Source organism: Leisingera sp. XS_AS12 (assembly GCF_041224635.1).
Taxonomy (GTDB): Bacteria; Pseudomonadota; Alphaproteobacteria; order Rhodobacterales; family Rhodobacteraceae; genus Leisingera.
Genome location: NZ_JBGFGM010000101.1, coordinates 60,748 through 85,801, shown reverse-complemented (window position 1 = coordinate 85,801; position 25,054 = coordinate 60,748). Strand labels below are relative to the sequence as shown.

Here is a 25,054-nt window from a genome sequence, read left to right as displayed (position 1 = left end):
TCTCTCCGGTTCGGGCAGTGACCTGCCACGCATGGGCGCAATTGTCTACCTAGTTCATATCCGCAATCAAACGCGAATGCCGTCGGGTTTCCTCGAGCAGCGCCTCAAAGGTGGTCAGACCACGCGCCTGCAGCATGGGCAGCATCTTGCAGAAGGCCTCCGCCGTGGCCCGCGCATCCCCCATCGCGGTGTGGCGCAGCTTCGCAGGGATCGAGATCTCCAGCCGGTCGCAGATCGCATCCAGTGTGTGCGATTGTGAGGCGCCAAACAGCACGGCGCTCAGCAGGACGGTGTCGAGGACAGGCTGGTCCCATGTCACGCCACTGCGCTTGGCGTGGCGGTGCAGAAAGGCCAGGTCGAAAGGCGCGTTATGGGCCACGATCACGGCGTCGGAGGCAAAACGATGAAAGGCGCGTGCCGCTTCGGCGATGCCTGGCGCGCCCTCGACCATGGTGTCGGTGATCCCATGCACCCGCGTGGCGCTGGCGGGGATTTTGATGGCGGGATCAACCAGTGTCTCGAAGGTTTCGCCCGGAATGATGCGGCCGCGGACGACGCGCAGGGCGCCGATCTGCACGATCTCGTCCTTGTGGGGCAACAGCCCGGTGGTTTCGGTGTCGAACACCACGTAGCTGAGACTGTCGAGCGTGCGGTCGTTCAATTCCGCGTGGTTCGAATCGAGCAGGGCAAAATCATAGATCAGAGGGCGGGCCTCCGGCGGGGCAGCGTCTGCTGCGGTGCCTTCGAACAGGATGATATAGCCCGGCGCGTCGCCCAATGGCTTCAGGTGGAGGTCATGAACTCTCTCGCCATTTGCGCTTTTGACGCGCGTGCGCAAGTCGCGACCGCTGCGCATCATGCGGCCATAGGCGGCCTGCAGACCGTTCAGGTCCAAATAGTCCGACAAGGGGGCGTTCAGGCGGGGCGGGGCCTCCTGTGCCAGCACAGCGGCGGCCTGTCCATCATACAGCACGATCTGGTGGGTGGTGCTGGCCATGACCGTCGCGATGGGAATATCGGTGAGCAGGGCGGCGAGACGCTTCTTTTCGGCTTCCAGATGTTCGGTTTCCCGGGCGATGGCTTCGGCAGAGGCGAGCGCCGCCTGACCTAGCTGCCCCGCCAGCCCCTGTGCCGCCGGGGCGAGGTCGCCAAGGTAGCGCGCGCCATGGGTGTCCAGCTCGCGGTTGACGCCTGCATGGGCGCGGGCGCGCATGGCTGCCGCCAGCTGCTCGATGGGTTTGGCGACGTTTTCGTCGAACAGCAGCCAGATCGCGGCGCATAGGCCGAGCATGCAGAACCCGCTGAAGAGGCCGACAAAGACGAACGCATCGCGCAACGCCGGTTCGCCTGCACGGCTGTACCCAAGCCAGAGAGCGGCCAAAGTGACCGCAATGGCCCCGAGGGCCAGGAGGCAGAAAAAGAGGAAAATGCGCAGGCGCAGGCCAAGAGCGGACAGCATGGTCAGGCTCCGCAAGCAACGCGCAGGATGGGGTCATCCTCAGCGGCGGGGATCCAGTTTTCTGCCGCGGGGCGTCCGTCGATGAAGGGCGTGCCGCTCGTGGCAAGGGCGCGGCGCCCACCCGCGCAGTCGAGCCAGACCGGCCGTTTCTGCACGGCGGACCAGCGACCGAAGAAATACACATCCGCGAGGTAGATGCCGGGATGGTCCGCGTGGGACTTGAGGGTGGCCGTGTCGACGGCTGCAAAGCGGTCGACGTAGGGCACAGCATAGGTCCAGGGGCGGTAGAAACTGCGGTTTTCGACGGTTTGTGCGACCACCACCCCCTCGGGCAGGGCAGCCGCGCTGCGCGTGTACCACCCGTATTCCGAGGTGATTGTCGCTGCGATCATGGCTAGGCCCGCAGCCACGGGTGCCAGCCAGCGCGGCAGGCGACCGCCCAGCAACTTGCCCAGCAGCATTACCAGACCCGCAGCTGCGAAACCTGCGAAAATCACGCCGATCAGTTCCAGAAACATGTCTCTTCTCCATAGGCCCGGGGCCGTCCTGTCTTGCTCAATCGGCGCTGGCGTCCAGCGCCCGGCAGGCTGCGAGGGACAAGCATCAGCTCAGCAGTCTCCTGCCGTAACCCACCGCCGATTGCATGGTTTTTACCACAACGAACGCATCACGCAGATGACTTCTCTCAAGATCCGACAAATCAGAAGGCGCCAGATAGTTGTCTGGCATTTCGCCGCTTCGGATTTGCTGCGCCTGATGTTCCAGCCGTGTCTGGGCGATCAGGTCGTAGGCGTCGAGTAGATCCTGCGCACCTGCCGGGCTCAGCAGTCCGGTGGCGGCAGCGGCTTCGAGGCGGGCGCGGGTGTTGACGGAGTGAATGGCGCCGGTCAGCGCATAGATGCGGCCCAGGTCGACCACGGGCACAACGCCGTTGTGCTTCATGTCCAGCGTGTTGCGGTGTTCGCCCGACCGAATGGTCGCCAGACCGCGCAGCAATCCCAGGGGTGGTTGGTGTTTTAGGGAATTGGCCACCATGTGGGCGGTGAAGATAGAATTTTGACGCGCCGCCCCAAGGGTTTCTCCCTGCAGATCGCCATACAGCGAATGGTCGCCGCCGATCGGCCGCAGGTCAAACATGACCGAGGCCAGCATCTGCGCTTCTGGATCGGGGCGCGCGATCCAGTTGCGGAAATAGCTGCGCCAGATGTGAACCGGCTGGCGCCATCTTGCGTTGGTCGCCATCATGTCGCCGGGGCAATAGATGTAACCGCAATGGTGAAGGCCATCGCAGACGATCTTCGCAAGTTGGGCGAAATATGCGTCGTCGCCCGGTGCCAGCCCGTCCGCCAGAATGAGACAGTTATCCTGATCCGTCACGCCGGTCTGCTCGCGCCGACCTTGCGATCCGCAGGCCAGCCACAGATAGGGCACCGGCGGTGGTCCCAGTGTCTTCTCGGCCAGCGCGAGCATACGGCGGGTCACGCTGTCGGCGATGTCGGTGATCAGACGTGTCACGACCTCGTGCCGGTTTCCGGCAGCGACCAGCTGCACCAGCAGACGGGGGATTTCGGCAGTGGCCCGCGCCATGTCCTCGACACTGGTGGCGCGTGCGATGGTCAGCACCAGCTCGCCGGAGTTCACGGCCTGAAACCGCGTGAGGTCGGTCTGCGTGACGATGCCGACCAATGCGTCGCCTTGGACCACCGGGATATGTCCGATGCCGTGTTCCATCATCATCTGCAGGACCTCCGAGCCGAGAGCGGAGGGTGATAGCGTCAGCGGATCCCGGCTCATCACATCGGCGACCGGCGTGGTGGCGGGCCATCCCTGTGCCAGCAGTTTCGACGTGAGGTCGCGGGTGGTGAGGATACCCTTCAGTTGGTCGTGCTGGGTAACGCAGACCGAGGAGATATTCTGATCGCGCATCAGCTGCGCGGCGCCCTGGCAGGTCTGTTCAACCGGGCAGGTGACAGGGGGGCGGGACATGATGTCTGCGACCCGCATGGTGGCCAGGGTGTTGTTCGCCGGGCTACCGGGACGGCGACGGTCAAAGAATCGGGCGACCTTTGGCTGGCTGGCCATCAGGCCGTGAAAGTCCGCTGCGGGCAGCAGCAGCAGCAGGCTGTCGGTGGTGGTCACGGCCGAGGTTACGGCCCGCCCGCCGCGGGTCAGCCCGCGTTCGCCGAAGGAATTGCGCGGCCCGAGGTTGGAGACGGGAATGCCGTTTTCATCGGTGACTTCCACCTCGCCGGTGTGCACCAGGTAAAGCCCGTCCAGATTTTCACCGAGGGTATAGACCTGCGTTCCGGCCGGAGCCTCGATCAGATGGAATTTGGGGGCCAGTTCCCGAAGCTCGACCGGCGGCAGGCTGTCATAGGGATGAACCGAGTTCAGAAAACGGAGCAGGGCGGTGTCGGACAGGGGCATCAGCAGGGCGTCTCCGTCTTCGGGATATCGTTGCCTTCACGGGCCATGGGCCTAGTCTGGCCCGGATGGTCTCCGCAATTGGAGGCTTTGCCTTCAATACGGGGGAGGCAAAAATGGTCCCGCCACGTGTGAACCGGGCGGGACCAAGAGGAAAGAGGCGGGCCGCAGGGAGGACAGCCCGCCTCTGCGGGGATTAGTGGTCCTGCGCGGCACCTGCGCCGCGGGGGATGCGCACGCTTTCCACCAGCTCTTCGATCTCGGCGGGGATCGCCTCGGTCGATTTCGACACGAAGTAGGCCACCGCAAAGTTCACCATCGCCCCGATCGCACCAAAGGAGGTGGATTTGACGGTGCCCAGCAGCGGGTCCGCATCGGTGAAGGAGTTGGTGTCCGGGATGAACAGCCAGCCCTTGTGCAGGAAGATGTAGACCAAGGTCACGATCAGACCTGCCAGCATACCAGCCACGGCGCCCTTGTTGTTCACCTTGGTGAAGATGCCCATCATCAGCGCCGGGAAGATCGAGGCAGCTGCGAGGCCGAAGGCCAGCGCCACGGTCTGCGCCGCAAAGCCCGGCGGGTTCAGACCCAGATAGGTCGCCACCGCAATGGCTACGGCCATGGCGATACGCGCCGACAACAGCTCGCCTTTTTCCGAGATGTTCGGATTGATCGACCCCTTGATGAGGTCGTGCGACACCGCGGACGAGATCGCCAGCAGCAGGCCCGCCGCAGTCGACAGCGCCGCCGCCAGACCGCCCGCCGCCACCAGGCCAATCACCCAGCCCGGCAGGTTGGCAATCTCAGGATTGGCCAGCACCAGGATGTCGCGGTTGAAGTTGGTCAGCTCATTGCCCGCCCAGCCGTTGGCTTCGGCCACGGCCTGCATGTCAGCGTTCTTGTCGTTGTAGTACTGGATCGCACCGTCGCCGTTCTTGTCTTCCCAGCCCAGAAGGCCGGTTTGCTGCCAGGTCGCCATCCAGTCGTACTTGGGATCATCCTCGATCTGCTGCACTGTCACGGCGCCGCCTTCGATGCCGCCGTTCGGCCACATCATCTCGGTGATGTTGAGGCGCGCCATGGCACCGACAGCCGGGGCGGTCAGATACAGCAGCGCGATGAACACCAGCGACCAGCCGGCCGACCAGCGGGCGTCCGCCACGCGCGGCACGGTGAAGAAGCGCATGATGACATGCGGCAGGCCCGCGGTGCCGATCATCAGCGACAGGGTGAACAGCACCATGTTGAAGGTGTCGCCGTGATGCGCGGTGTACTCGTTGAAGCCCAGCTCGGTCACGATGGCGTCCAGCTTGGCCAGCAGTGGCTCGCCGCTTGCAGCGTGGTCGCCGAACAGGCCCAGCGCCGGGATCGGGTTGCCGGTCAGCTGCAGCGAGATGAAGATGGCCGGGATGGTATAGGCCATGATCAGCACGCAGTACTGTGCCACCTGAGTGTAGGTCACGCCCTTCATGCCGCCAAACACGGCATAGGCAAAGACCACACAGGCGCCGATCAGCAGGCCCGCAGTGTTGGAGACCTCGAGGAAGCGGCCGAAGGCCACGCCAACGCCGGTCATCTGGCCGATCACGTAGGTGGTCGAAGCCACGATGAGGCAGATCACAGCCACCACGCGCGCGGTCGGGGAGTAGAACCGGTCGCCGATGAACTCGGAAACGGTGAACTTGCCGAACTTGCGCAGGTAGGGGGCCAGCAGCAGCGCCAGCAGCACGTAACCGCCGGTCCAGCCCATCAGGAAGGTCGAGTTGTCATAGCCGGTGAAGGCGATGAGGCCCGCCATCGAGATGAAAGACGCCGCCGACATCCAGTCGGCCGCTGTGGCCATGCCGTTGGTGACCGGGTGAACGCCCCGGCCCGCGGCATAGAATTCAGATGTGGAGCCCGCGCGGGCCCAGATCGCGATGCCGATGTAGAGCGCGAAGGACGCGCCCACAAACAGCAGGTTGATGGTAAACTGGTCCATCTTATTCTTCCTCCACGCCGTATTCGCGGTCCAGCTTGTTCATCCGGAACGCGTAGAAAAAGATCAGCCCCAGGAACACCAGGATCGATCCCTGTTGGGCGAACCAGAATCCCAGATCGCTGCCGCCGACCTTGATGCCTGCAAGCATCGGGCGCAGCAGGATGCCAAAGCCGAATGACACGACAGCCCAGATCACCAGGCTGACCAGAATGATGCGCACGTTTGCCGCCCAGTAGCCCTTGTCGGACTCGGCGGTCTGCGCAGAATGTGTGGTTTGTTCCGCCATCAGCGGCTCCTCCTTCTTCCTCTCCTGTGCGGCCCGGCCTTCGGGGGCTGGGCACACGCTCTCCGTTTGCCCGGCGCGGGTCAGGGCGCGCAGGCATGCAACCTCCGTGCCGACAGGCGCTGGGCCTGCCGGATCCGGCGGGTATTTCCATTTCGGATAAGACGGGGTCCGGCGCGGTCGGCACCGGCCCCGTTTCTGTTTGTTAGCTGGTGGCCGTCGTCACGATGGCCGCCATGTCACGGGCGATATCGTCGATGCCGCCCATGGCATTTGTCGATTTCAGCACGCCTTTGCCGCTGTAGTAGGCAATCAGCGGCGCGGTCTGCGCGTGATAGGCCTCCAGTCGGCTGGCAACGGTTTCGGCATTGTCGTCGGCGCGGCGCTTCATCTCCGTGCCGCCGCATTTGTCGCAGGTGCCTGCCTTGGCGGGCTGCTTGAAGCTGTCGTGATAGCCTTCGCCGCAACCAGCGCAGGTGTAGCGACCCGAGATGCGTTCGACCATCGCGGCATCGTCCACCTCGAGGCTGATGGCGGCGTTGATCTTCTGGCCGGTCTCGCCCAGCAGATCGTCCAGCGCCTCGGCCTGCACCGTGGTGCGCGGAAAGCCGTCGAGGATCACCCCTTTGGCGCAATCCGGCTCCGCCAAACGGTCGCGCAGGATGTTGATCACGATCTCGTCGCTGACCAGCTGGCCGGCTTCCATCACTGCCTTGGCAGCGAGGCCCGCAGGCGTGCCCGCAGCCACCGCCGCACGCAGAAGGTCGCCCGTGGACAGCTGCACATAGCCAAACTCATCCTCCAGCATCCGCGCCTGGGTGCCCTTGCCGGCGCCCGGAGGCCCCAGCAGGATCAGCACCGCGGGTCGTGTCATAACGTCCGTCGTCATCAGCTGATCACCCCTTGTTTGCACGGTTTGCGATCAGGTCGTCGACCACCGACGGATCCGCCAGCGTCGAGGTGTCGCCGAGGCTGCCAAAGTCGTTTTCGGCGATCTTGCGCAGGATGCGGCGCATGATCTTGCCCGAGCGGGTCTTCGGCAGGCCGGGGGCCCACTGAATGACGTCCGGCGAGGCAATCGGGCCGATTTCCGTCCGCACCCAGGTGCGCAGTTCCTTGCGCAGCTCCTCGGAGGGTTCGCGGTCGTTCATCAGGGTCACGTAGCAGTAGATGCCCTGGCCCTTGATGTCATGCGGATAGCCCACGACGGCGGCCTCGGCCACGGCGGCATGGGCCACCAGCGCGCTTTCGACCTCGGCGGTGCCCATGCGGTGGCCGGAGACGTTGATCACGTCATCGACACGGCCCGTGATCCAGTAATCGCCGTCCTCGTCGCGGCGGCAGCCGTCGCCGGTGAAGTAGTAGCCCTTGTAGTCGGAGAAATAGGTCTTCTCGAAGCGCTCATGATCGCCCCAGACGGTGCGCATCTGGCCCGGCCAGCTGTCCTTGATGCACAGCACGCCCTCGACGCCGTTGCCCTCGATCTCGACGCCGCTGGTGGGGTCCAGAACCACTGGCTGGATGCCGAAGAAGGGCTTCATTGCCGCGCCCGGCTTGGTCGCGTGGGCACCCGGAAGCGGCGTCATCAAATGGCCGCCGGTCTCGGTCTGCCACCAGGTGTCGACGATCGGGCATTTGCCCTCGCCGACCACGTCATTGTACCAGTTCCAGGCCTCCGGGTTGATCGGCTCGCCCACGGTGCCCAGCACCTTGAGGCTGCTGAGATCGCATTTCTCGACGAACTCCGGCCCCTGACCCATCAGCGCGCGGATGGCGGTGGGGGCGGTGTAGAACTGGTTCACCTTGTGCTTTTCGCAGACCTGCCAGAAGCGGCTGGCATCGGGGTAGGTCGGCACGCCCTCGAACATCAGGGTGGTGGCGCCATTGGCCAGCGGGCCATAGACGATGTAGCTGTGGCCGGTGACCCAGCCCACGTCCGCGGTACACCAGTAGATGTCGCCGTCGTGGTAATCGAATGTGACCTCATGGGTCAGCGCCGCATAGGTCAGATAGCCGCCGGAGGTGTGCACCACGCCCTTGGGCTGGCCGGTGGAGCCGGAGGTGTAGAGGATGAACAGCGGATCTTCGGCGTTCATCTCGGCCGGTTCGCAGCTGTCGGCGGCGTTCTGCGCCAGCGCGTTGTAGTCGTGGTCGCGCCCGTCTACCCAAGTGGTCTGGCCGCCGGTGCGTTTCACCACCAGGCATTTCAGCGTATCCTTGGTATGCAGCAGAGCGGCATCGGCGTTCGATTTCAGCGGCGTCTTGCGGCCACCGCGGGGGGCTTCGTCGGCGGTGATGATCACCTTCGCGTCGCAACCATTGATACGAGCGGCCAGCGCATCCGGCGAAAACCCTGCAAAGACAATGGAATGTATCGCGCCGACTCGGGCGCAGGCCAGCATCGCGTAAGCCGCTTCGGGAATCATCGGCAGGTAGATCACCACCCGGTCGCCCTTGGAAACGCCGAGGTCTTTCAGCACATTGGCCATGCGGCAGGTGTTGCGGTGCAGCTCCTTGTAGGTGATGTGCTGCGCGGCCTCGTTCGGATCGTCCGGCTCCCAGATGATGGCGGTCTGGTCACCGCGGGTTTCCAGGTGGCGGTCGATGCAGTTGGCGGAAACGTTCAGCGTGCCATCGGCGTACCAGTTGATCGAAACATTGCCGAAGTTGAAATCGACGTCCTTGACCTTGCTATAGGGCTTGATCCAGTCAATGCGCTTGCCCTGTTCGCCCCAGAAAGATTCGGGGTCGGCCAGCGAAGCGTCATACAACTCCTGGTATTTCGCGGCGTCCACATGTGCACGGGCAACGGTTTCGTCGGATGGCGGATAGACGGCGTCTGCATGCAGCGCGTTCATTCGGTTTCCTCCCAGAAATATATTGGCAAGACAAACGACAACGCTGTGTCGTGGCTGTCAAACCGTTTCCTCCTGTGCCTGATAATACGGCAGCTTGAAAATTTGTGAATAACCATCTGGATTTTCAGCATTTGCTTGTGAAGAAGTTTCCCGAGATCTGAGCCTGGTGTGAAGAAATTTGCTATTTGCCTAAGGTTAGTGCCTGAAATCAGTGTCTTGGGTGTAAATATACTTTTGTGATGTCTTGTCGCAGCCGCCCGGCGGTCCCCGGGTTGGGCCTCCACCGCGTGGCAAATGGCACCGTGTCGGCTGCGGCATATTGTGCCAGGGCCGGGATCGGGGCGCAGCCATGATGCGTCGAAGGTCTGGTGTTGCGCTGACCTCTTAGGGGTTGGCAGCGCTAAACCTTGCCGCTAGCCTGATTTGCAAGCGCACCTCTCCGGCCCGCTGCCGGGCCAAGAAGGGCGCAATAAGGGAGAGTTACATCATGAACAGAATTTTGACCGCTGCCGTGGCGGCCACGGCTGGTGTTGCAATGGCGGGGGAGGCCGCGGCAACAGAATGGAACGTGTCACTGTGGGGCAAACGCCGCGCCTTTACCGAGCACGTCGAAAAGCTGGCCGAGCTGGTTTCGGAAAAAACCAACGGCGAGTTCACCATGAATATCAGCTATGGTGGCCTGTCCAAGAACAAGGAAAACCTTGATGGCATCTCGATCGGTGCCTTCGAGATGGCGCAGTTCTGTGCCGGCTACCACCGGGACAAGAACCCCTCGATCACGGTTCTGGAACTGCCGTTTCTGGGCGTGAACACGCTGGAAGAAGAAGTGGCGGTGTCTCACGCGGTCTATGCGCATCCGGCGGTACAGGCGGATCTGGCGCGCTGGAATGCGAAGCTGCTGATGACCTCGCCGATGCCGCAGTACAACATCGTTGGCACAGGTGAGCCCCGTGACGAACTCGCAGAGTTCAAGGACATGCGGGTGCGGGCCACCGGTGGCATCGGGCAGGCGTTCTCTGCAGTTGGCGCGGTGCCGACCTCGGTGACCGCGACCGAGGCCTACAATGCGATGGAATCCGGCGTCGTCGACACCGTTGCCTTTGCCCAGCACGCGCATCTGAGCTTTGGCACCATCAACAAGGCCGACTGGTGGACTTCCAACCTGAACCCCGGCACCGTGAACTGCCCGGTGGTCGTCAACACCGATGCCTATGAGGCCCTGAGCGATGCCGAGCGCGAAGCGCTGGACAGCTCGGTGGATGAGGCCATCGCCCATTACCTCGAAAACTACGGTGCGCTGCTGGAAAAATGGGACAGCGTGCTCGAGGAAAAAGGCGTTGAGAAAGTGGTCATCTCGGACGAGACACTGGCCGAGTTCCGGAAGGTGGCGGGTGATCCGATCCACGCGCAGTGGATCAAGGACATGACCGATCAGGGCTTGCCGGCGCAGGAGCTGTACGACTTGGTTCAGAAAACGCTGAACGACGTCCGCTCAGGCAGCTGATACGGGCGTGACACGCGGTAGGGCCGGGCGTATCTGCTCCGGCCCTTTCTTGTCGTGGCGAAATTTCCAAGGAGGGGGCAGGGTATGGCCGCAGGCGCAGCAGTGCTGGAAGATGGCAGCCTGATCAGCAGGCTTGATCGAAACTTGGTGCAGGTTGAGCGCCTGCTGGCGTTGCTCAGTGGGCTGGCAGTGTTCTCCCTGATGGTGCTCGCGGTGGTCTCGGTGGGAGGGCGCAACGCGGCCAACGCGCCGCTGCCCGGCTATGTCGACTGGATCGAACAGATCATGCCGCTGATTGCCTTCATGGGCATCTCTTATGTGCAGCGCGGTGGCGGCCACATCCGCATGGACATCTTCATCGGTGCCCTGAAAGGGCGCGCCTTGTGGCTGTTCGAACTGCTCTCAGTTCTGCTGATCCTGTTGCTGATCCTAGCGCTGGTCTGGGGCAGCTGGTCGCACTTTCTGCGCTCCTTCGATTTTGCCGCGCCGATGTGGAGCCGTGACAGCTCTATCGACATCGGCTTGCCGATCTGGCCAGCCAAGCTGCTGGCGCCGGTGGCCTTTGCCGTGCTGGCGGTGCGGCTGCTGCTGCAGGTCTGGGGGTACGGACGGGCGCTGGTTCTCGGGCTGGATCGCCCGGTTGCGGTGCCGCTGATCCAGAGCGCGGCGGAACTGGCGGCGGCCGAAGCAGAGCAGCTGGAGGGTCACGACAGCGATGCCGTCGCGTCCGACCGCGGCGACAACGGGCAGGGGTAAGCAAAATGGAACCGATTGAAATCGGCCTGTGGGTCACGGGCGGGCTGTTGCTGATGGTTGTGCTGGGGATGCGCGTGGCGTTTGCTGCGGGCCTCGCCGGGCTGGTTGGCCTGGTCTGGATCTTCTGGGCCAAGTTCGGCTTTGATCCGAACCGGTTCGGCAAGGCGCTGACCGTGTCGGTCAAGATCGCGGGCCAGGTGCCGCATTCCAAGGTCTCCAGCCAGGCGCTGAGCCTCATTCCGACCTTCATCCTGATCGGCTACCTCGCCTATTACGCGGGTCTTACGCGGGCGCTGTTCGAGGCCGCCAAGCGCTGGCTGGCCTGGGTGCCGGGCGGGCTGGCGGTTTCCACCGTGTTTGCCACGGCGGGTTTCGCCGCAGTGTCGGGTGCCAGTGTGGCGACCTCGGCCGTGTTTGCACGCATCGCCATCCCCGAAATGCTCAAGATCGGCTATAACAAGCAATTCGCAGCAGGCGTGGTGGCAGCTGGCGGCACGCTGGCCTCGCTCATTCCGCCCTCGGCAATTCTGGTGATCTACGCGATCATCGTCGAACAGGACGTGGGCAAGCTGCTGCTGGCAGGTTTCATCCCGGGCGCATTCTCGGCGGTCATCTATGGCTTGCTCATCGTCGGCATCGCGGTGATCTTCAAATCCGTTGGCCCGCCGGTGCGCGGCTTCACCTGGGGGCAGCGTTTTGCGGCGCTGCCCGGTGCGCTGCCGATCATCTTTGTCGTCGTGATCATCATCTGCTTTGTCTACAATCCCTTTGGCGGCGATGCCTGGGGTACGCCGACCGAAGGCGGGGCATTGGGCGCGTTTGTCGTCTTCTGCATGGCGGTCTACCGCGGCATGAAGTGGGCGGAACTGAAGTCTGCGTTGCTGGAGACTGCCAAGCTGACGGTGATGATCTTCACCATCATCTGGGGGGTCCTGATCTACGTGCGCTTCCTCGGTTTTGCCGATCTTCCCGGGGCGTTTTCCGATTGGATCACCTCGCTCGAAATGTCACCGATGGTGATCCTGATCTGCATCCTTCTGGCCTATGCGGTGCTGGGAATGTTCATGGACGCCATCGGCATGCTGCTGCTGACCCTCCCGGTGGTCTACCCGGCGGTGATGGCGCTGAACGGGGGCGAAAGCGTCGCCGCGGCCGACAGTGCGTTTGGCATGAGCGGGCCGATGTGTGCGATCTGGTTCGGCATCCTGGTGGTGAAAATGGCCGAGTTCTGCCTGATCACCCCGCCCATCGGGCTCAACTGCTTTGTCGTGGCGGGGGTGCGCGATGATTTGAGCGTGCAGGACGTGTTTCGTGGCGTGACACCGTTCTTCATCGCCGATGCGGTTACCATCGGGCTGCTGGTGGCTTTCCCGGGGATCGTTCTCTACTTGCCGTCGCTGGCGGGCTGATGGCAAAGCTGGCCCTGCGGCGCTGTTGCGGCAGCGTCGCCCATCTGCTGAAGGAGCCACTCCTGAAAGCAGCGCATCGCCGGGGTTGCCGGTTTATGGGCCGGGCGCGTCAGCCAGTAGCGGCCATTGGTGACTTCGGTTTCAAAGGGCGCGATCAATGTGCCGCGGTCCAGGCGTGCGGCGAACATGGCGGCGGGCAGCAGCGCCACCCCGTCGCCGGATTCGGCAAGGTCAGCCATGGCGATGGAGCTGTCGAAGACCGGGCCGCATAAATTCGGGCAGGCTTCCCCGGCGGCTTCGAACCAGCTGGGCCATTCGTCGGCACGGTAGGAGCGTAGCAAAACCTGCGCCTGCAGATCGCCGGGTGTCCTCAGCTTTGCGGCAAGCTCTGGCGCGCAGAGCACGGTCAGAGGCGTTTCCATGAGGGCAACCGCCTCACAGCCGCTCCACCGTCCGGCCGCAAAGCGGATGGCCATGTTCAGGCCTTCCTTGGTGATGTCCACCCGGTTGTTGTTGGTCCAGAGCCGCAGATCAACGCTTGGGTAGGCGCTGCGAAATTCCCTGAGCCGCGGCATCAGCCATCCGACTGCAAATGTGGTCACGACCCCGACGTGCAAGGTCTCGCGGTAGTGCCCGTCCTGAAACCCGTCGAGCACCCGGGCCACCCGGTCCAGACTGTCGCTGATCACCGGAAACAATGCCATTGCCTCGTCGGTCAACAAAAGCCCCTTGGGGGTCCGGGTGAACAGAGCCACGCCCAGCAGGTCCTCCAACCCCTTGATCTGGTGGCTGACGGCGGCCTGACTGACACGAAGTTCAATGGCCGCGCGGGTAAAACTGCCCTGCCGGGCGGCCACCTCGAATGCGCGCAAAGCGTTGAGTGGGAGATTGGGGCGGTCCATCGAATGGCATGTCCTGGCGGTGGAGCGGGAAGTCCGCACCAGCCTTGCCCGGCGTTCGGGGAACTGCAAGGCAAGACTGGTGCAGAGCGGTGGTCAGCCCTGTGGGTCTGTCAGCAATTTTTGGACAAAGCCATAGGTCGCGCGGATCCGGGCCTCGTTGGGGATGTTGCGGTTGGCCAGCATCACCACGCCGAGGTCTTCACCGGGCAGCAACACGACATAGGCGCCAAACCCGTTGGTCGCTCCGGTCTTGTTGAGGATGACATGCTCCTGCGGCGGCAAGGCCGGGGTCAGCTTGCGCATGGGCTGGGGGTTCAGGATATAAGCGTAGCTGTTGCCCTTGATCATCTGCTCCTGGGCGACGGGCCAGGGGTATTGCTCCCAGATCATACCCTGCACATAGGCCTCCGTTTGGGCCAGTCCGTGCCGTGTTTTTCCCAGTGCAGCGCTGAGTTCCTCGGAGACCTCTGCGTGCCCCAGGTGCAGGTTCAGAAAACGCACCATGTCACGAGCGCTCGATTTCACGCCATACGCCTCGCCGTCCAACACACCGGGGCTGACCCGTATGGGGCGGTCGGTCTTGCGGTCGTAACCGAATGCGTAGCGCTCCATGGCCTGGTCCGGCACGTCGACCCACGTGTTCCCCAATCCCAGCGCCGGGAAAAGATCCTGTTCCAGCGCGTCTGCAAAGTCGCGATCCAGGGCATTTGCCGTGATGTGGCCCAGCAGGCCGATGCTGATATTGGAATAGCTGCGGGCCCCCGGTGTGTCAGGCCGCCAGCCGCGCAGCCACTCCACGAGGTCTTCTGTCGTCTGCGCGGTGTCCGGGACCTGCAGTGGCAAGCCGCCGGATTGATGTGTTGCCAACTCCCGCAGGGAAAGTTCGCCAAAGGCCGTGCCCGCAAGCTCCGGCACGTGATCCGCAACTTGCTGGTTCAGGTCGAGGTGTCCGCGACCTTCGGCCATGGTGGCGAGGGTTGCCGTGAACAGCTTGCTGATTGATCCCAGCTCAAACAGCGTGTCCGGTGTGGCAGCGGTGCCTGCGGCGCGCGCGGCAACGCCTGCTCTGAAATAGTGGTCCTGCCCGCCGTAGGTGATGCCGACCACAAGGCCAGGCACATTGAATTCTTCCATCAGCGGCGCAAAGCTCTGCGCGGCGAGCGCCTGCACCTCGGCTTCGCTGCGGGGGGCGGCAATCAGCGCGGTGGGAAACGACAGCAGCGCAAGCGCTGCGGCGGTAAAAATTTTCATGTCAGCCTCATTGATTTGCCCTTGGTTGGGCAAAATCCGCTCTAAGGCTTGCGGTTTGTCGCCTCAAACGAGAAAAAATTGGCTGCGGTATTAGAAAAATTTGTCTGGTTGGGAGGGAACGTTGCGGAGAAGTCAGAAGGAGGTCCTGGACGAGCTTCGTCAGGCCATTGATCGCTTGGCGCCCATCAATGGCGATCGTCTGCCACCAGAGCGGAGTTTATGTTCCATGCTGGCGTGCAGCCGCGAAACGCTGCGTCGGTGCTATGCACAGCTGGAGGCCGAAGGTCTGATCTGGCGGCACGTCGGGCAGGGGACCTTTCGCGGTCGCCGCCCGGTGCATTTGCCGATCCGCGATACGCTCCTGGTGGAAGGCGCGACACCGCCGGACATCATCCGCGCCCGCCTCTTGCTGGAGCCCCAGGTCGCCGCCGAGGCCGCGTTGGCAGCGGACGAGAACGATGTGCTCCACCTGCGGGACAAAGTTGCCCAGGGCCGCCGGGCTACGGATCGGGCCGCTTGCGAACAGGCGGACGACGCCTTTCACCGTGCGGTTGCGGAAACCTCTCGCAATCCGGTTTTGATCGGGTTTCTCGTCTATCTGTCAGGCGCGCGTCGCCGGGTTGCCTGGCAACGCGAGTGGGATCGAACCTATCGCAGAATTGCCCCCAACGAGTTCCAGAGCATTCACAGCGATCAACATGATGCCGTCGTGGATGGGATCGCCAATCGCGATCCGCAAGAGGCAGCATCGGCGATGCGCCTGCATCTCGAAACGATCCAGGCGGCTATGACATTTCAACCCGACATAGCGGGCACCGGGCCGACCTGACGCGGACGCAGGGGGGGTGTTCTCGTCAGGGCAACACGGTAGGGGCGTTTCCGGTCTTGTGCGCAGCACTGCCTTCGGGGCAACTTTGCGCAGAACCGTCGTTCCTGATCCGAGGTCCCATGAGTGCCAGCGTGTTGATGCAAACGCTTCTGTCCGAAACGCGCGACGTGCTCGGCAGCGACCCTGCGATGTCGGGGCTTGTCGGGATCAAGGCGGGCGAGGTGTCCGATCTGCCGGATCTGCTCGGCGCGACGCTGGCCGCCTGCCTGCCCGCAGGCGATTCCCGAGGTCAGCTGCATCAATTGGCAGCCGAGCAGTTTCGCAATGATGCGGACCTGCTGGAGACAGCTTTTGACGATCTGCTGGTGACCAGTGCGCGCGACGATCAGCCCGGCGGCGCGCCGCAGGTGCTGCTGTTCGCCAACGGCTACCACGCGCTGTTGTCCTACCGGCTCAGCCGCGCGCTGTGGCTGTCTGGGCGTGAAACCCTGGCGCTTGCGGTGAAGGCACAGTTCACCCGCGCCCTCTCGGTCGAGATATGGCCGCAGGCGCAGATCGGGCGCGGTGTCTGGATTGATCACGGGCTTGGGCTGGTGATCGGCCAGACCGCGGTGATCGAAGAAGATGTCAGCCTCTGGCACGGCGTTACGCTTGGCTCGAACTTTGTCGACATGGGCGAGGGGCGTCACCCGACGCTGCGCCGCGGTGCCGTGATCGGGGCCGGGGCGCTGATCCTTGGTCCGGTGGAGATCGGCGCGGGCGCGACTGTGGCCGCAGGGGCGATCGTCACCAGGGACGTGCCGCCCGGCCATGTGGTCGCAGGTGCGCGCGCCGCTGACCGGGGCGCGGGCCGGTTTGCCGGATTTGCTCCGCTCTCAGATCTGAAGGGGCGCCAGACGTGACCTCGCTCGGCATCGATCATCCGCTTGTCTGTGTGCGCGATCTCGCGGCTGCGCGTAAGGCCTACCTGTCCCTCGGATTTTGCATGAAACCGCCGGGGATGCACCCGTGGGGCACTTCGACCGCGCTGGTGATCTTTGAAAACCAGCTGCTGGAGTTGGTGGGCATCAGCGATGAGACCCTGCTGGATGGCTTTGCCGCCGGGGAGTTCCGCTTTGGACGCCACGTCCAGCATTGGCTGGCCGAGCGCGAAGGGGTGCCGCTGACGGCGCTGAACTCGACCGATGCGGCGGCGGATGAGGCGGCCGTGGTGGCCCGTGGCGGCCATTGCGAAGGCACCATAGAGTTTGGCCGCGACGTGGTCTGCGATGATGGCACCCCCGACCGAACCGCAACCACGCTGAAGATCTTTTCCCGGCCCGGCCTGCCGCGGCTGACCATGTTCGCCTGCCAGCAGCACCGCCGCGACCTGATCGAATTTCCCGGGTGGATGGACCACCCGAACGGCGCGCATGGTTTCGTTTCCGCCACGATCCTGGCCGAACCGGACGACCAGCCCGCGGTGAAGGACTGGCTCGCCACGCTGCACGGAGCCGATGCAGTTGCCGATACGGACCGGGGCTTTACCGTTGCCACCGGCAGGGGGCACTGGCGAGTGTTCAGCCGCGACACCGCCAGCGACCTGTTCGGCCCGCTGCCCCAAGACCTTGCCCTCGATGGCGCACCTTCGGTGGTGTCGCTCGACATCGCCTGCAGCGCGCTTGACAAGGTCCGCCCCTTCGTCGAGGCAGGCGGCTTTGATTTTCGCGAGACCGGCGGCGCGCTGGTCCTGACTGAGCCCGCCCGGCTGGGCGGCATCCTTCTGACCTTCCAGGAAGCGCCCAAGGCGCCCTGACACAAGCCGCGGCGCCTCCGCGCCCAAAGGAGACCCATGTTCGACCAAGATCACATTGCCGAGGCCATCGCCTGGCGTCACGACCTGCACCGTCACCCCGAGCTGGGATTCGAGGAACACCGGACCTCCGAGATGATCGCCGGGCTGCTCAGCGCCTGGGGGTGGCGGGTGCACCGCGGCCTTGCAGGCACCGGTGTTGTGGCGCAGATGGGGCAGGGTGCGCCCATGATCGGCCTGCGCGCCGACATCGACGCGCTGCCCATACACGAGGCTTCGGGCGTCGATTACGCCTCGACCGTTCCCGGCAAGATGCATGCCTGCGGCCATGACGGCCATACCGCGATGCTGCTGCTCGCCGCGCGCAAGATCGCCGAGGAAGGGGTTGAGTCCGGCACCGTCACGCTGATCTTCCAGCCCGCCGAGGAAAACGAAGGCGGCGCGCGGGTGATGGTCGAGCAGGGGTTGTTCAAACAATTCCCGGTCGACAGGGTGTTTGGCATCCACAACTGGCCGGGTCTTGCGCCGGGCCGTTTCGTGGCGCGCGACGACAAGATGATGGCGGCTTTCTCGGTCTTTGATATCGAGATCCGCGGCAAGGGCGGCCACGGCGCCATGCCCGAGCAATCCGACGGGGTGATTGCCGCCGCCGGGCGCATGGCGGCCGCGCTGCAGGAAATTCCAGCCCGTGCGCTGTCCCCGCTGGAGCCGGGCGTGGTCTCGGTCACCCAGATCCACAGCGGCTCCGCCTACAATGTCTGCCCCGACCGCGCCGTCCTGAGCGGCACCTGCCGCTGGTTCGATGCCGAGGCCGGAGACATCATCGAAGAACGCCTGCGCCGTGTTGCCAATTGCGCGGCGGCGGCGCAGGGGTGCACCGCCACGATCGATTACCAGCGCCGCTATCCCGCCACCATCAACACCGCCGCCGAAGCCGTGCTGGCGCGCGAAGTGGCGGCGGATATGGGGCTGGATACGGCCATGACCGACCCCAGCATGGCTTCGGAAGATTTCGCCTTCATGCTGAACGAGGTTCCGGGCGCCTATCTGTGGCTCGGCGCCGCGCGCGAGGGCGAAAATCCCGGGCTGCATTCGCCCAAGTTCGACTTCAACGACGCCGTGCTCCCCGCCGGGGCGGAGTTCTGGGTTCGGCTTGTCCGCCGCGCGGCGCGGGGCTGAGGCGCGCAATGGACGCGCTCGACAGCCGCTTCCTGCGCGAATTCCTCGCGGTGGCGCAGGAGGGATCGATCCGCCGCGCGGCGGAGCGGCTGAATGTCGTGCCCTCGGCGATCTCGCGCAAGATTTCCGAGGCCGAGGCGCGTCTCGGTGTCACCCTCTTCGAGCGCAGCTCAAAAGGGGTGACGGTAACCGCGGCGGGGGAGCTGCTGCGCGAGCACGCGCTTCACCTTCAGGATGAACAGACCTTCCTTCTGGACCAGATTGGCCGCTACCGTTCCGGCCGTATGCAGACCGTTCGGATCGCGCTGGGCGAGGGGTTTACCGTGGACCTGATGGAAAACGGGCTGGCGGAGCTGGGCCGCCTGCAACCCGATCTGCGCTTTTCCATCGATCACGCCGGCACCGAGGAGCTGCAGCGCCGGGTGATCGAGGGCGAGGCCGACATCGGCATTGCCTACAATCCGGTGGTGACCGAGGCGACCCGCTCGCTGGCGGTGGGGCGGCAGCCGCTTTGCGCGGTGGTGCCGGCCGATTCCCCGCTCGCCGGGCGGCAGCGCGTGGCGCTTGCCGAGGTTCTGACCCATCCCGTCGCCATGCTGGATACCCGCCACGCCGTGCGCCACCTTGTCGGGCAGGTCGCCGCCGAACGCGGGCTGGCGCTGCGGGTACAGGTAGAGACCGCTTCCATCGCGCTGCTGCTGCGCTACGTGAGCGCCGGCATGGGCGTCACCTTCCTGCCGCGGTTTTCCGCCTCCAGCCAGGCTGATCGCGGCGACCTGTCGGTAGTGGAACTGGACGAACCGGCGCTGCACCGGGTCAGCTCGCACCTGATGGTGCGCGCCCGCCGACGTCTGCCGAAATCGGTGGAGCTGGTCGCGAGCTTCCTGTCCGACCGTATGGTGGCTTTCCGCACGTGACGGTTTTGCGTTGCTGTAGCGGCAACGCAATGTGCGCACGATACCCCCTATCTGTGAACACCCCTTGTCCGCTTAGCTGGCTGCAGGACCGGCCCGCGGCGGCCGGCAACGGACAGGGACAGGAATTCACATGGCAGATGATACGGTCAAACGGGCCGGGGTGATCGGACTGGGGGCGATGGGCTTTGGCATGGCGTCGAGCCTCGCGCGGGCCGGTTTCGAGGTGTCGGGCTACGATCCCGCACCGGCAGCACAGGAACGCGCAAGCGACGCGGGCATCGCACCGCTGGCCAGCCCCGAGGATGTCTTTGCCACTGCGGAGATCATCGTGCTTTCGCTCCCCGCTGCGGCGCATGTCGAGGCCGCGATTGCCGCGGCGCAGGGGGCCGGGCTTCTGGCCGTGGGTGCCGCCCCGAAGGTGATTATTGACACCTCCACCTCCGAGGCCGAGGTCAGCCGCAAGCTGGCGGCCGAGCTGGCGGACGCGGGGCACGGTTTTCTCGATGCGCCGGTCAGCGGTGGGCCGTCCGGTGCTGCAGCTGGGCAGCTTTCGGTAATGCTCGGCGGCGACGAGGCATGGGCGGGCCGTGCCATGCCCGCGCTGGAGGCGATGGCGGCGAAGATCCTTCACGTCGGCCCCAGCGGCGCGGGCAATGTGGCCAAGCTGGTCAACAACATGCTGGCCGCCAGCCACATGATCACCACGCTGGAGGCGCTGCGGCTGGCCGAGGCGGCCGGGGTCGGCGCCGAGGATGCCCTGCGGGTGATAAACTCGGCCACCGGGCGCAGCGCGATTTCGGAAATTCACTACCCCAACTGGGTGCTGCCACGCAGCTTTGACTCCGGCTTCAGCACCGGGCTGATGCGCAAGGACGTGCGCCTCGCGCGGGAGCTGGCCGAACGCTCCGGCTGCGCCATGCCGGTGGCCGATCTGGTGGCGGAGCTGTGGGCCGAGGAGAACTCGGGCCTGAAGGACGCGGATGATTTCATGCACATGGGCGATCCCGCGGTGGATCGGCTCAGCAAAAAGGAGAAGATGTGATGGGCATTGAAACGGTCGATACGGCGGCCCGCGTGGCCGGGCTGTTGAAGGAACTCACCGGCTCGTCCGAGGTCCAGTCCTGGGTTGGCGGCGCGCTGGTTCCGGGCTCCGGCAAGGAGCTGGAGCTGACCGACCCGGCCACGGGTGAAGTCTTCGCGCGCTACCGGGACGCAGGGGCAGACGTGGTTGCCCAGGCCGCCGAGGCCGCCAGCCTCGCCCAGAAGGAATGGTATGCCAAGACCGCCTCGGAGCGCGGGCGGATCATGTTCGAGATTGGCCGCCAACTGCGCGAGAACGCAGCGGCGCTGTCCGAGCTGGAGGCGCTGTCCTCTGGTCGCCCGATCCGTGACACAACCGGCGAGCCTGCGCGCATGGCGGAGATGTTCGAATATTACGCCGGCTGGTGCGACAAGATCTCCGGCGACGTGATCCCGGTGCCCTCGACGCATCTGAACTACACCCGCCACGAGCCGCTGGGCGTTGTCGGCCAGATCACCCCATGGAATGCGCCGCTGTTCACCTGCTGTTGGCAGGTTGCCCCGGCGATCTGCGCGGGCAACGGCGTGATGATCAAGCCGTCGGAGCTGACGCCGCTGTCGTCCATCGTAGTCGGCATCCTGTGTGAAAAGGCGGGCGTGCCCAAGGGGCTTGTCAATGTCATCGCAGGCGACGGTCCCGGCACGGGTCAGGCGATGATCGAGCACCCGGAAACGGCGCTGGTGGTCTTTGTCGGCTCCGCCGAGGCGGGCAGCAAAATCGCGGGTGCCGCAGCCAGGCGGCTGGTGCCGTCTGTGTTGGAGCTGGGCGGCAAATCCGCCAATATCGTGTTTGGCGATGCCGATCTCGACCGCGCGGTGGTGGGCGCACAGGCGGCGATCTTTGCCTCCTGCGGGCAAAGCTGCGTGGCGGGGTCGCGGCTGCTGGTGCACCGGTCCGTCCATGCCGAAATGGTCGAAAAGCTGAGCGTCGCGGCCGCCAACATCCCGGTTGGGGCGCCGATGGATCCCGCCACGCAGGTCGGTCCGGTGAACAACGCGCGGCAATGGGCCAAGATCGACCAGATGGTGCGCGAGGCCGAAGGGCAGGGGGCAGAGATCACCAGCGGCGGAGCCAAGCCTGCGGCCCTTTCTGAGAGCGGCGGGTTCTATTTCGCCCCCACGGTGCTAGACCGGGTAACGCCGCAGATGACCATCGCCAACGAGGAGGTTTTCGGCCCCGTGGTCTCGGTCCTGCCTTTCGATACCGAGGAAGAGGCCATCGCGCTGGCCAATGCCACGCCCTACGGGCTGGCAGGTGCGGTCTGGACGCAGGACGTGGGCCGCGCACACCGCATGGCGGCGCAGGTCCGTGCAGGCACCTTCTGGGTCAACAGCTACAAAACGATCAACGTCATGTCACCGTTTGGCGGTTTCGGCCGCTCCGGCTATGGCCGCTCATCCGGACGCGAGGCGCTGGCCGCCTACACGCAGACCAAGTCCGTCTGGGTCGAAACCGCGGAAAATCCTGTGCAGGGCTTCGGTTACGCGCCCGGCTGATCAAAAAGTAATTACACTTCACAATCTGCTGCGGACCGGGTATGGGCCCGGTCCCGGCCAATGCGTCCCCCGAAGGGGACGCCAACAGAGAGGTCCCCTCATGCCAATTAAAGACATCCTCCTCGACTGGCGGCTCCATCTGAGCATGCTGGTCATCACCGTGATCGCCGAGCTGGTCGGCGTCATCGCCGTGCCGATCGGCATTGGCTCGATCCTGCTGCTGCCGCTGCTTTATGCCTTCGTGATGGGGCTTCTGATCAACCCCAATGTCATCTCCGGTGCCCGTGCCCTGATCCGGGACCGCCAGGTGAACGCCGCCTCGCCGATGATCGTCATCGCAATCATGCCGTTCATCGCCAAGTTCGGCACCATCATCGGCCCGTCGATGGACAAGATCGTCGCCGCCGGTCCCGCGCTCATCCTGCAGGAACTGGGCAATCTCGGCACCATCGTGCTGGCCTTCCCGATCGCCGTTCTGGTGCTGGGCATGGGTCGCGAGGCGATCGGCGCCTGCTTCTCCGTGGCGCGCGAACCCAATATCGCGATCATCGCCGACAAATATGGCCTGAAAAGCCAGGAAGGCGCCGGTGTCATGGGCGTCTATGTGATCGGCACCCTCTTTGGCACTTTCATCTTTGCCATCCTCGCCTCGATCCTTGCCACCACCGGCGCCTTCTCGGTCGAGGCGCTGGCGATGGCCTGCGGCATTGGCTCGGGCAGCATGATGGCGGCCTGTTCCGGCGCGCTGGTGCACGCGGTGCCGGAAATGGAGGAGCAGATCCTCGCGCTCGCGGGTGCGTCCAACGTGCTGACCTATGCCACCGGCCTCTACCTCTGCGTCTTCGTGGCGCTGCCGGTGACCGAAAAACTCTATGACCTCTTGGGCCGCAAAGAGCCCGCCAAAGCCGGAGCCTGAGCCATGAGCGACACACACATCCAAGATCTCGACCTGTCCGAAGAAGCGAAGTTCGGTCTCGGTGCCCACGCGGCGGCGCTGGCGGTGGTCTGCGTCATCGCCCTTGTCGGCAACACCGTGGCGACCGAGAACACCGTGCCGGAAGGACTGGTAGGGCTGATCGTCCTGTGGATCATGTGCATGATCGGCATGCTGCTGACCAAATTCGTGCCGTTCAAGCTGCCGTCGGTGGCCTGGATTTCACTTGTCGGGATCCTTGCGACCATGCCCTGGACGCCCGGCAGTGACTGGGTACTGGACAAGGTGAGCCACGTGAACTTCCTGACGCTGGCAACGCCCTGTCTTGCCTATGCAGGTGTCGCCATCGCCCGGCGCGAGATCGAGATCGCCAAGACCTCGGGCTGGAAGATCGCCGTGGTTGGTGTCCTGGTGATGACCGGTACATATGTGGGCTCGGCCATCGTGGCACAGGCTTTTCTCTGATCACTGAATGATCCCCCACGGGCCGATTTCCCGGCCCGTGGGGCAGTCCATTGCCAATGATGCCATTCGCGGCTGTGTGCTGGCCGCGTGCCATGCGTCGCTTGGCAACAAGCTGTCCCCGAGACAGCCAAGGCTCATCGCGTTATTGCCCCGTCCGGAAGACGCTCGGGGGCTAAAATCAATACGATGAGGCGCTTATTCGCCTCCGACCACCAGAGCCTTGCCGCCCTTGTAGGCGAGCTTGCCCGCGCCGACGGCCCCTTTGGCCAAAACCTTCGTGGTTCCGGCCGCAACGCCGACGGTGTTGTCGATTGCCCGGTCTGCCGAGCATGCGGACAATGCGAAGCCGGCGAAGATCAGAGCGGCAGAGGTCGTCTTGAAGAGCACGTTCAGTTTCATTTCAGTCTCCTTCCCCGTGGTGCGGGTTCGTCGTGGGATGTGCGGCGAAGGGCGGGGGTGCCCTTCCGCTTGATGGCCTGACCATAGGGGGTTCAATATCTTCAGAAAAACGAATAGGAATTATGGTTGTCGCAAGTATTCATTATGGATTGAGCTGATGGACATTGCTCTCATTCGGACCTTTCTGGAGGTCGCCGCCACCGGCTCTTTCGTGAATGCCAGTGAACGACTGTTCGTGACGCAGTCAGCCGTCAGCCTGCGCGTTCAGCGATTGGAGGAGGCCTTGGGCAAACAATTGTTCACGCGCTCCAAAGCCGGTGCTGAACTGACCCCGGCGGGTCGGGAATTCGAGCGCTACGCGCTGTCGCTGATCAAGATCTGGGAAGAGGCACGCCAGCAGGTTGGTGTGCCCGAGGGCTATACCAAGTCCCTCACCATCGGCGCGCAATATTCCTTGTGGCCGCGTCTGGGATTTCGCTGGATTGATACGATGCAGCGGGAAATGCCGTCGCTGAACATCCGGGCCGAGCTTGGCATGCCGGACCGGATCATGCGCTTTCTCATCGAAGGCGTGGTGCAAATTGGCCTCATGTACAGCCCGCAATTGCGGCCCGGTCTGACCGCCCACAAGTTCATCGAGGAAGACCTGGTGCTCGCGGCATCCTGGCCTGCCTCCTTCGAGGAAATCGTGCCCCACTATGTCTTCGTCGACTGGGGCCCGGAGTTCGTTCACGCCCATGCGCTTGAGTTGCCGGAGTTGACCAACCCGGGGTTGACCCTGTCGCTCGGCGCGCTGGCGGCCGAATACATCGTCTCTCGCCGGGCCGCTGCCTATCTGCCCGCCCGCTACATCAAGAAATACCTGGACGAGGGCCGCCTGCACCTGGTGGCGGACACGCCGCGCTTTCCATATCCGGTCTGGTCGATCTGGCGCGACGATCTGGACGCCGAGGTGCGGGCCAATGCCGAGGCAACGCTTGTGGCAATTCGGTCACAGATTGACGCCGAGCAAGACGCTGTCATCGCTGAGCTGCGCGATCTGAGCACCAATGACATTGTCGAAGTGCTTGGAAACGCTGAGAACGGCTTTTCAAGTGAGTAATTATTGAGTCATCATCAATTATTACGAATTTCA

23 protein-coding genes are annotated in these 25,054 nt (G+C 64.2%); 13 read left to right on the top strand and 10 right to left on the bottom strand.

Going from position 1 to position 25,054, the window contains the following annotated elements:
* Window positions 1–49: 49 nt before the first annotated feature.
* From AB9K35_RS12330 to acs, 7 genes are all read right to left on the bottom strand, one after another.
* On the bottom strand, window positions 50–1,459 hold the full coding sequence (locus tag AB9K35_RS12330; RefSeq protein ID WP_369926451.1) for an exonuclease domain-containing protein: 1,410 nt from the start codon (window positions 1,457–1,459) through the stop codon (window positions 50–52).
* 2 nt (window positions 1,460–1,461) lie between these two features.
* Entirely contained in the window at window positions 1,462–1,977 is a 516-nt protein-coding gene (locus tag AB9K35_RS12325; protein ID WP_369926449.1) for a hypothetical protein, read from the bottom strand.
* An 85-nt stretch (window positions 1,978–2,062) separates the two neighbouring features.
* A complete protein-coding gene (locus AB9K35_RS12320; protein WP_369926447.1) occupies window positions 2,063–3,886 on the bottom strand; it encodes a DUF294 nucleotidyltransferase-like domain-containing protein in 1,824 nt (607 codons plus the stop codon).
* Window positions 3,887–4,079: 193 nt separating this feature from the next.
* Entirely contained in the window at window positions 4,080–5,864 is a 1,785-nt protein-coding gene (locus AB9K35_RS12315; protein WP_369926445.1) for a sodium:solute symporter family protein, read from the bottom strand.
* A 1-nt stretch (window position 5,865) separates the two neighbouring features.
* Window positions 5,866–6,150 (bottom strand): DUF4212 domain-containing protein, encoded by a 285-nt coding sequence (locus tag AB9K35_RS12310; protein ID WP_222453707.1) that lies wholly within the window; start codon window positions 6,148–6,150, stop codon window positions 5,866–5,868.
* Window positions 6,151–6,352: 202 nt separating this feature from the next.
* A complete protein-coding gene (locus tag AB9K35_RS12305) occupies window positions 6,353–7,036 on the bottom strand; it encodes an adenylate kinase (RefSeq protein WP_369926443.1) in 684 nt (227 codons plus the stop codon).
* A gap of 7 nt (window positions 7,037–7,043) precedes the next feature.
* Window positions 7,044–9,005, bottom strand: a complete 1,962-nt coding sequence (acs, locus tag AB9K35_RS12300; protein WP_369926441.1) for an acetate--CoA ligase — start codon at window positions 9,003–9,005, stop codon at window positions 7,044–7,046.
* Between the two features lie 487 nt (window positions 9,006–9,492).
* Here acs and AB9K35_RS12295 point away from each other — a divergent pair, with 487 nt between their 5' ends.
* The 3 genes from AB9K35_RS12295 to AB9K35_RS12285 all read left to right on the top strand — a co-directional run bounded on the left by AB9K35_RS12295 (window position 9,493) and on the right by AB9K35_RS12285 (window position 12,674).
* Entirely contained in the window at window positions 9,493–10,509 is a 1,017-nt protein-coding gene (locus AB9K35_RS12295) for a C4-dicarboxylate TRAP transporter substrate-binding protein (RefSeq protein WP_222453704.1), read from the top strand.
* An 84-nt stretch (window positions 10,510–10,593) separates the two neighbouring features.
* Window positions 10,594–11,265, top strand: a complete 672-nt coding sequence (locus AB9K35_RS12290; RefSeq protein ID WP_222453703.1) for a TRAP transporter small permease — start codon at window positions 10,594–10,596, stop codon at window positions 11,263–11,265.
* Between the two features lie 5 nt (window positions 11,266–11,270).
* Window positions 11,271–12,674 carry a TRAP transporter large permease gene (locus AB9K35_RS12285; protein ID WP_369926438.1) on the top strand — a complete coding sequence of 468 codons (1,404 nt, stop codon included), beginning with the start codon at window positions 11,271–11,273 and terminating at the stop codon, window positions 12,672–12,674.
* Here the strand turns inward: AB9K35_RS12285 and AB9K35_RS12280 are convergent.
* Together AB9K35_RS12280 and ampC are read right to left on the bottom strand one after the other, a co-directional pair.
* A complete protein-coding gene (locus tag AB9K35_RS12280) occupies window positions 12,650–13,576 on the bottom strand; it encodes a LysR family transcriptional regulator (RefSeq protein WP_369926436.1) in 927 nt (308 codons plus the stop codon). The two genes, AB9K35_RS12285 and AB9K35_RS12280, sit on opposite strands and share 25 nt — an antisense overlap.
* A 93-nt stretch (window positions 13,577–13,669) precedes the next feature.
* Window positions 13,670–14,827, bottom strand: a complete 1,158-nt coding sequence (gene ampC, locus AB9K35_RS12275) for a class C beta-lactamase (protein WP_369926434.1) — start codon at window positions 14,825–14,827, stop codon at window positions 13,670–13,672.
* Window positions 14,828–14,927: 100 nt separating this feature from the next.
* Between ampC and AB9K35_RS12270 the strand changes: the two genes are divergently transcribed.
* From AB9K35_RS12270 to AB9K35_RS12230, 9 genes are all read left to right on the top strand, one after another.
* Entirely contained in the window at window positions 14,928–15,656 is a 729-nt protein-coding gene (locus AB9K35_RS12270) for a FadR/GntR family transcriptional regulator (RefSeq protein ID WP_369926432.1), read from the top strand.
* A 137-nt stretch (window positions 15,657–15,793) separates the two neighbouring features.
* Window positions 15,794–16,558, top strand: a complete 765-nt coding sequence (locus AB9K35_RS12265; protein ID WP_369926430.1) for a serine acetyltransferase — start codon at window positions 15,794–15,796, stop codon at window positions 16,556–16,558.
* Entirely contained in the window at window positions 16,555–17,451 is an 897-nt protein-coding gene (locus AB9K35_RS12260) for a VOC family protein (RefSeq protein WP_369926428.1), read from the top strand. The genes AB9K35_RS12265 and AB9K35_RS12260 overlap by 4 nt, the downstream gene beginning before the upstream one ends.
* A 36-nt stretch (window positions 17,452–17,487) precedes the next feature.
* Complete coding sequence (locus AB9K35_RS12255) at window positions 17,488–18,627, top strand: M20 aminoacylase family protein (RefSeq protein WP_369926426.1); 1,140 nt, start codon at window positions 17,488–17,490, stop codon at window positions 18,625–18,627.
* 8 nt (window positions 18,628–18,635) lie between these two features.
* Complete coding sequence (locus tag AB9K35_RS12250) at window positions 18,636–19,544, top strand: LysR family transcriptional regulator (protein WP_369926424.1); 909 nt, start codon at window positions 18,636–18,638, stop codon at window positions 19,542–19,544.
* Window positions 19,545–19,674: 130 nt separating this feature from the next.
* Window positions 19,675–20,586, top strand: a complete 912-nt coding sequence (locus AB9K35_RS12245) for an NAD(P)-dependent oxidoreductase (protein ID WP_369926422.1) — start codon at window positions 19,675–19,677, stop codon at window positions 20,584–20,586.
* Window positions 20,586–22,121: an aldehyde dehydrogenase family protein gene (locus AB9K35_RS12240; RefSeq protein ID WP_369926420.1), complete on the top strand. Its 1,536-nt coding sequence runs from the start codon at window positions 20,586–20,588 to the stop codon at window positions 22,119–22,121. Before AB9K35_RS12245 ends, AB9K35_RS12240 begins: the two co-directional genes overlap by 1 nt.
* A 100-nt stretch (window positions 22,122–22,221) precedes the next feature.
* Window positions 22,222–23,037, top strand: coding sequence for a DUF3100 domain-containing protein (locus tag AB9K35_RS12235; protein WP_222453692.1), 816 nt, complete (start codon window positions 22,222–22,224; stop codon window positions 23,035–23,037).
* A 3-nt stretch (window positions 23,038–23,040) separates the two neighbouring features.
* A complete protein-coding gene (locus tag AB9K35_RS12230) occupies window positions 23,041–23,520 on the top strand; it encodes a hypothetical protein (protein ID WP_369926417.1) in 480 nt (159 codons plus the stop codon).
* 195 nt (window positions 23,521–23,715) lie between these two features.
* Here AB9K35_RS12230 and AB9K35_RS12225 read toward each other — a convergent pair whose 3' ends face one another.
* Entirely contained in the window at window positions 23,716–23,919 is a 204-nt protein-coding gene (locus AB9K35_RS12225) for a hypothetical protein (protein ID WP_222453690.1), read from the bottom strand.
* Between the two features lie 157 nt (window positions 23,920–24,076).
* Between AB9K35_RS12225 and AB9K35_RS12220 the strand changes: the two genes are divergently transcribed.
* A complete protein-coding gene (locus AB9K35_RS12220) occupies window positions 24,077–25,021 on the top strand; it encodes a LysR family transcriptional regulator (protein WP_369926415.1) in 945 nt (314 codons plus the stop codon).
* Window positions 25,022–25,054: the final 33 nt, after the last annotated feature.

Coding starts and splice junctions, on each gene's coding strand:
- AB9K35_RS12315 (WP_369926445.1), bottom strand. CDS start 5,864: ATGGACCAGTTTACCATCAACCTGCTGTTTGTGGGCGCGTCCTTCGCG.
- AB9K35_RS12230 (WP_369926417.1), top strand. CDS start 23,041: ATGAGCGACACACACATCCAAGATCTCGACCTGTCCGAAGAAGCGAAG.
- AB9K35_RS12280 (WP_369926436.1), bottom strand. CDS start 13,576: ATGGACCGCCCCAATCTCCCACTCAACGCTTTGCGCGCATTCGAGGTG.
- AB9K35_RS12305 (WP_369926443.1), bottom strand. CDS start 7,036: ATGACGACGGACGTTATGACACGACCCGCGGTGCTGATCCTGCTGGGG.
- AB9K35_RS12235 (WP_222453692.1), top strand. CDS start 22,222: ATGCCAATTAAAGACATCCTCCTCGACTGGCGGCTCCATCTGAGCATG.
- AB9K35_RS12245 (WP_369926422.1), top strand. CDS start 19,675: ATGGCAGATGATACGGTCAAACGGGCCGGGGTGATCGGACTGGGGGCG.
- AB9K35_RS12330 (WP_369926451.1), bottom strand. CDS start 1,459: ATGCTGTCCGCTCTTGGCCTGCGCCTGCGCATTTTCCTCTTTTTCTGC.
- AB9K35_RS12290 (WP_222453703.1), top strand. CDS start 10,594: ATGGCCGCAGGCGCAGCAGTGCTGGAAGATGGCAGCCTGATCAGCAGG.
- AB9K35_RS12240 (WP_369926420.1), top strand. CDS start 20,586: ATGGGCATTGAAACGGTCGATACGGCGGCCCGCGTGGCCGGGCTGTTG.
- AB9K35_RS12325 (WP_369926449.1), bottom strand. CDS start 1,977: ATGTTTCTGGAACTGATCGGCGTGATTTTCGCAGGTTTCGCAGCTGCG.
- AB9K35_RS12320 (WP_369926447.1), bottom strand. CDS start 3,886: ATGCCCCTGTCCGACACCGCCCTGCTCCGTTTTCTGAACTCGGTTCAT.
- AB9K35_RS12220 (WP_369926415.1), top strand. CDS start 24,077: ATGGACATTGCTCTCATTCGGACCTTTCTGGAGGTCGCCGCCACCGGC.
- AB9K35_RS12225 (WP_222453690.1), bottom strand. CDS start 23,919: ATGAAACTGAACGTGCTCTTCAAGACGACCTCTGCCGCTCTGATCTTC.
- acs (WP_369926441.1), bottom strand. CDS start 9,005: ATGAACGCGCTGCATGCAGACGCCGTCTATCCGCCATCCGACGAAACC.
- AB9K35_RS12255 (WP_369926426.1), top strand. CDS start 17,488: ATGTTCGACCAAGATCACATTGCCGAGGCCATCGCCTGGCGTCACGAC.
- AB9K35_RS12250 (WP_369926424.1), top strand. CDS start 18,636: ATGGACGCGCTCGACAGCCGCTTCCTGCGCGAATTCCTCGCGGTGGCG.
- AB9K35_RS12265 (WP_369926430.1), top strand. CDS start 15,794: ATGCAAACGCTTCTGTCCGAAACGCGCGACGTGCTCGGCAGCGACCCT.
- AB9K35_RS12285 (WP_369926438.1), top strand. CDS start 11,271: ATGGAACCGATTGAAATCGGCCTGTGGGTCACGGGCGGGCTGTTGCTG.
- AB9K35_RS12310 (WP_222453707.1), bottom strand. CDS start 6,150: ATGGCGGAACAAACCACACATTCTGCGCAGACCGCCGAGTCCGACAAG.
- AB9K35_RS12295 (WP_222453704.1), top strand. CDS start 9,493: ATGAACAGAATTTTGACCGCTGCCGTGGCGGCCACGGCTGGTGTTGCA.
- ampC (WP_369926434.1), bottom strand. CDS start 14,827: ATGAAAATTTTTACCGCCGCAGCGCTTGCGCTGCTGTCGTTTCCCACC.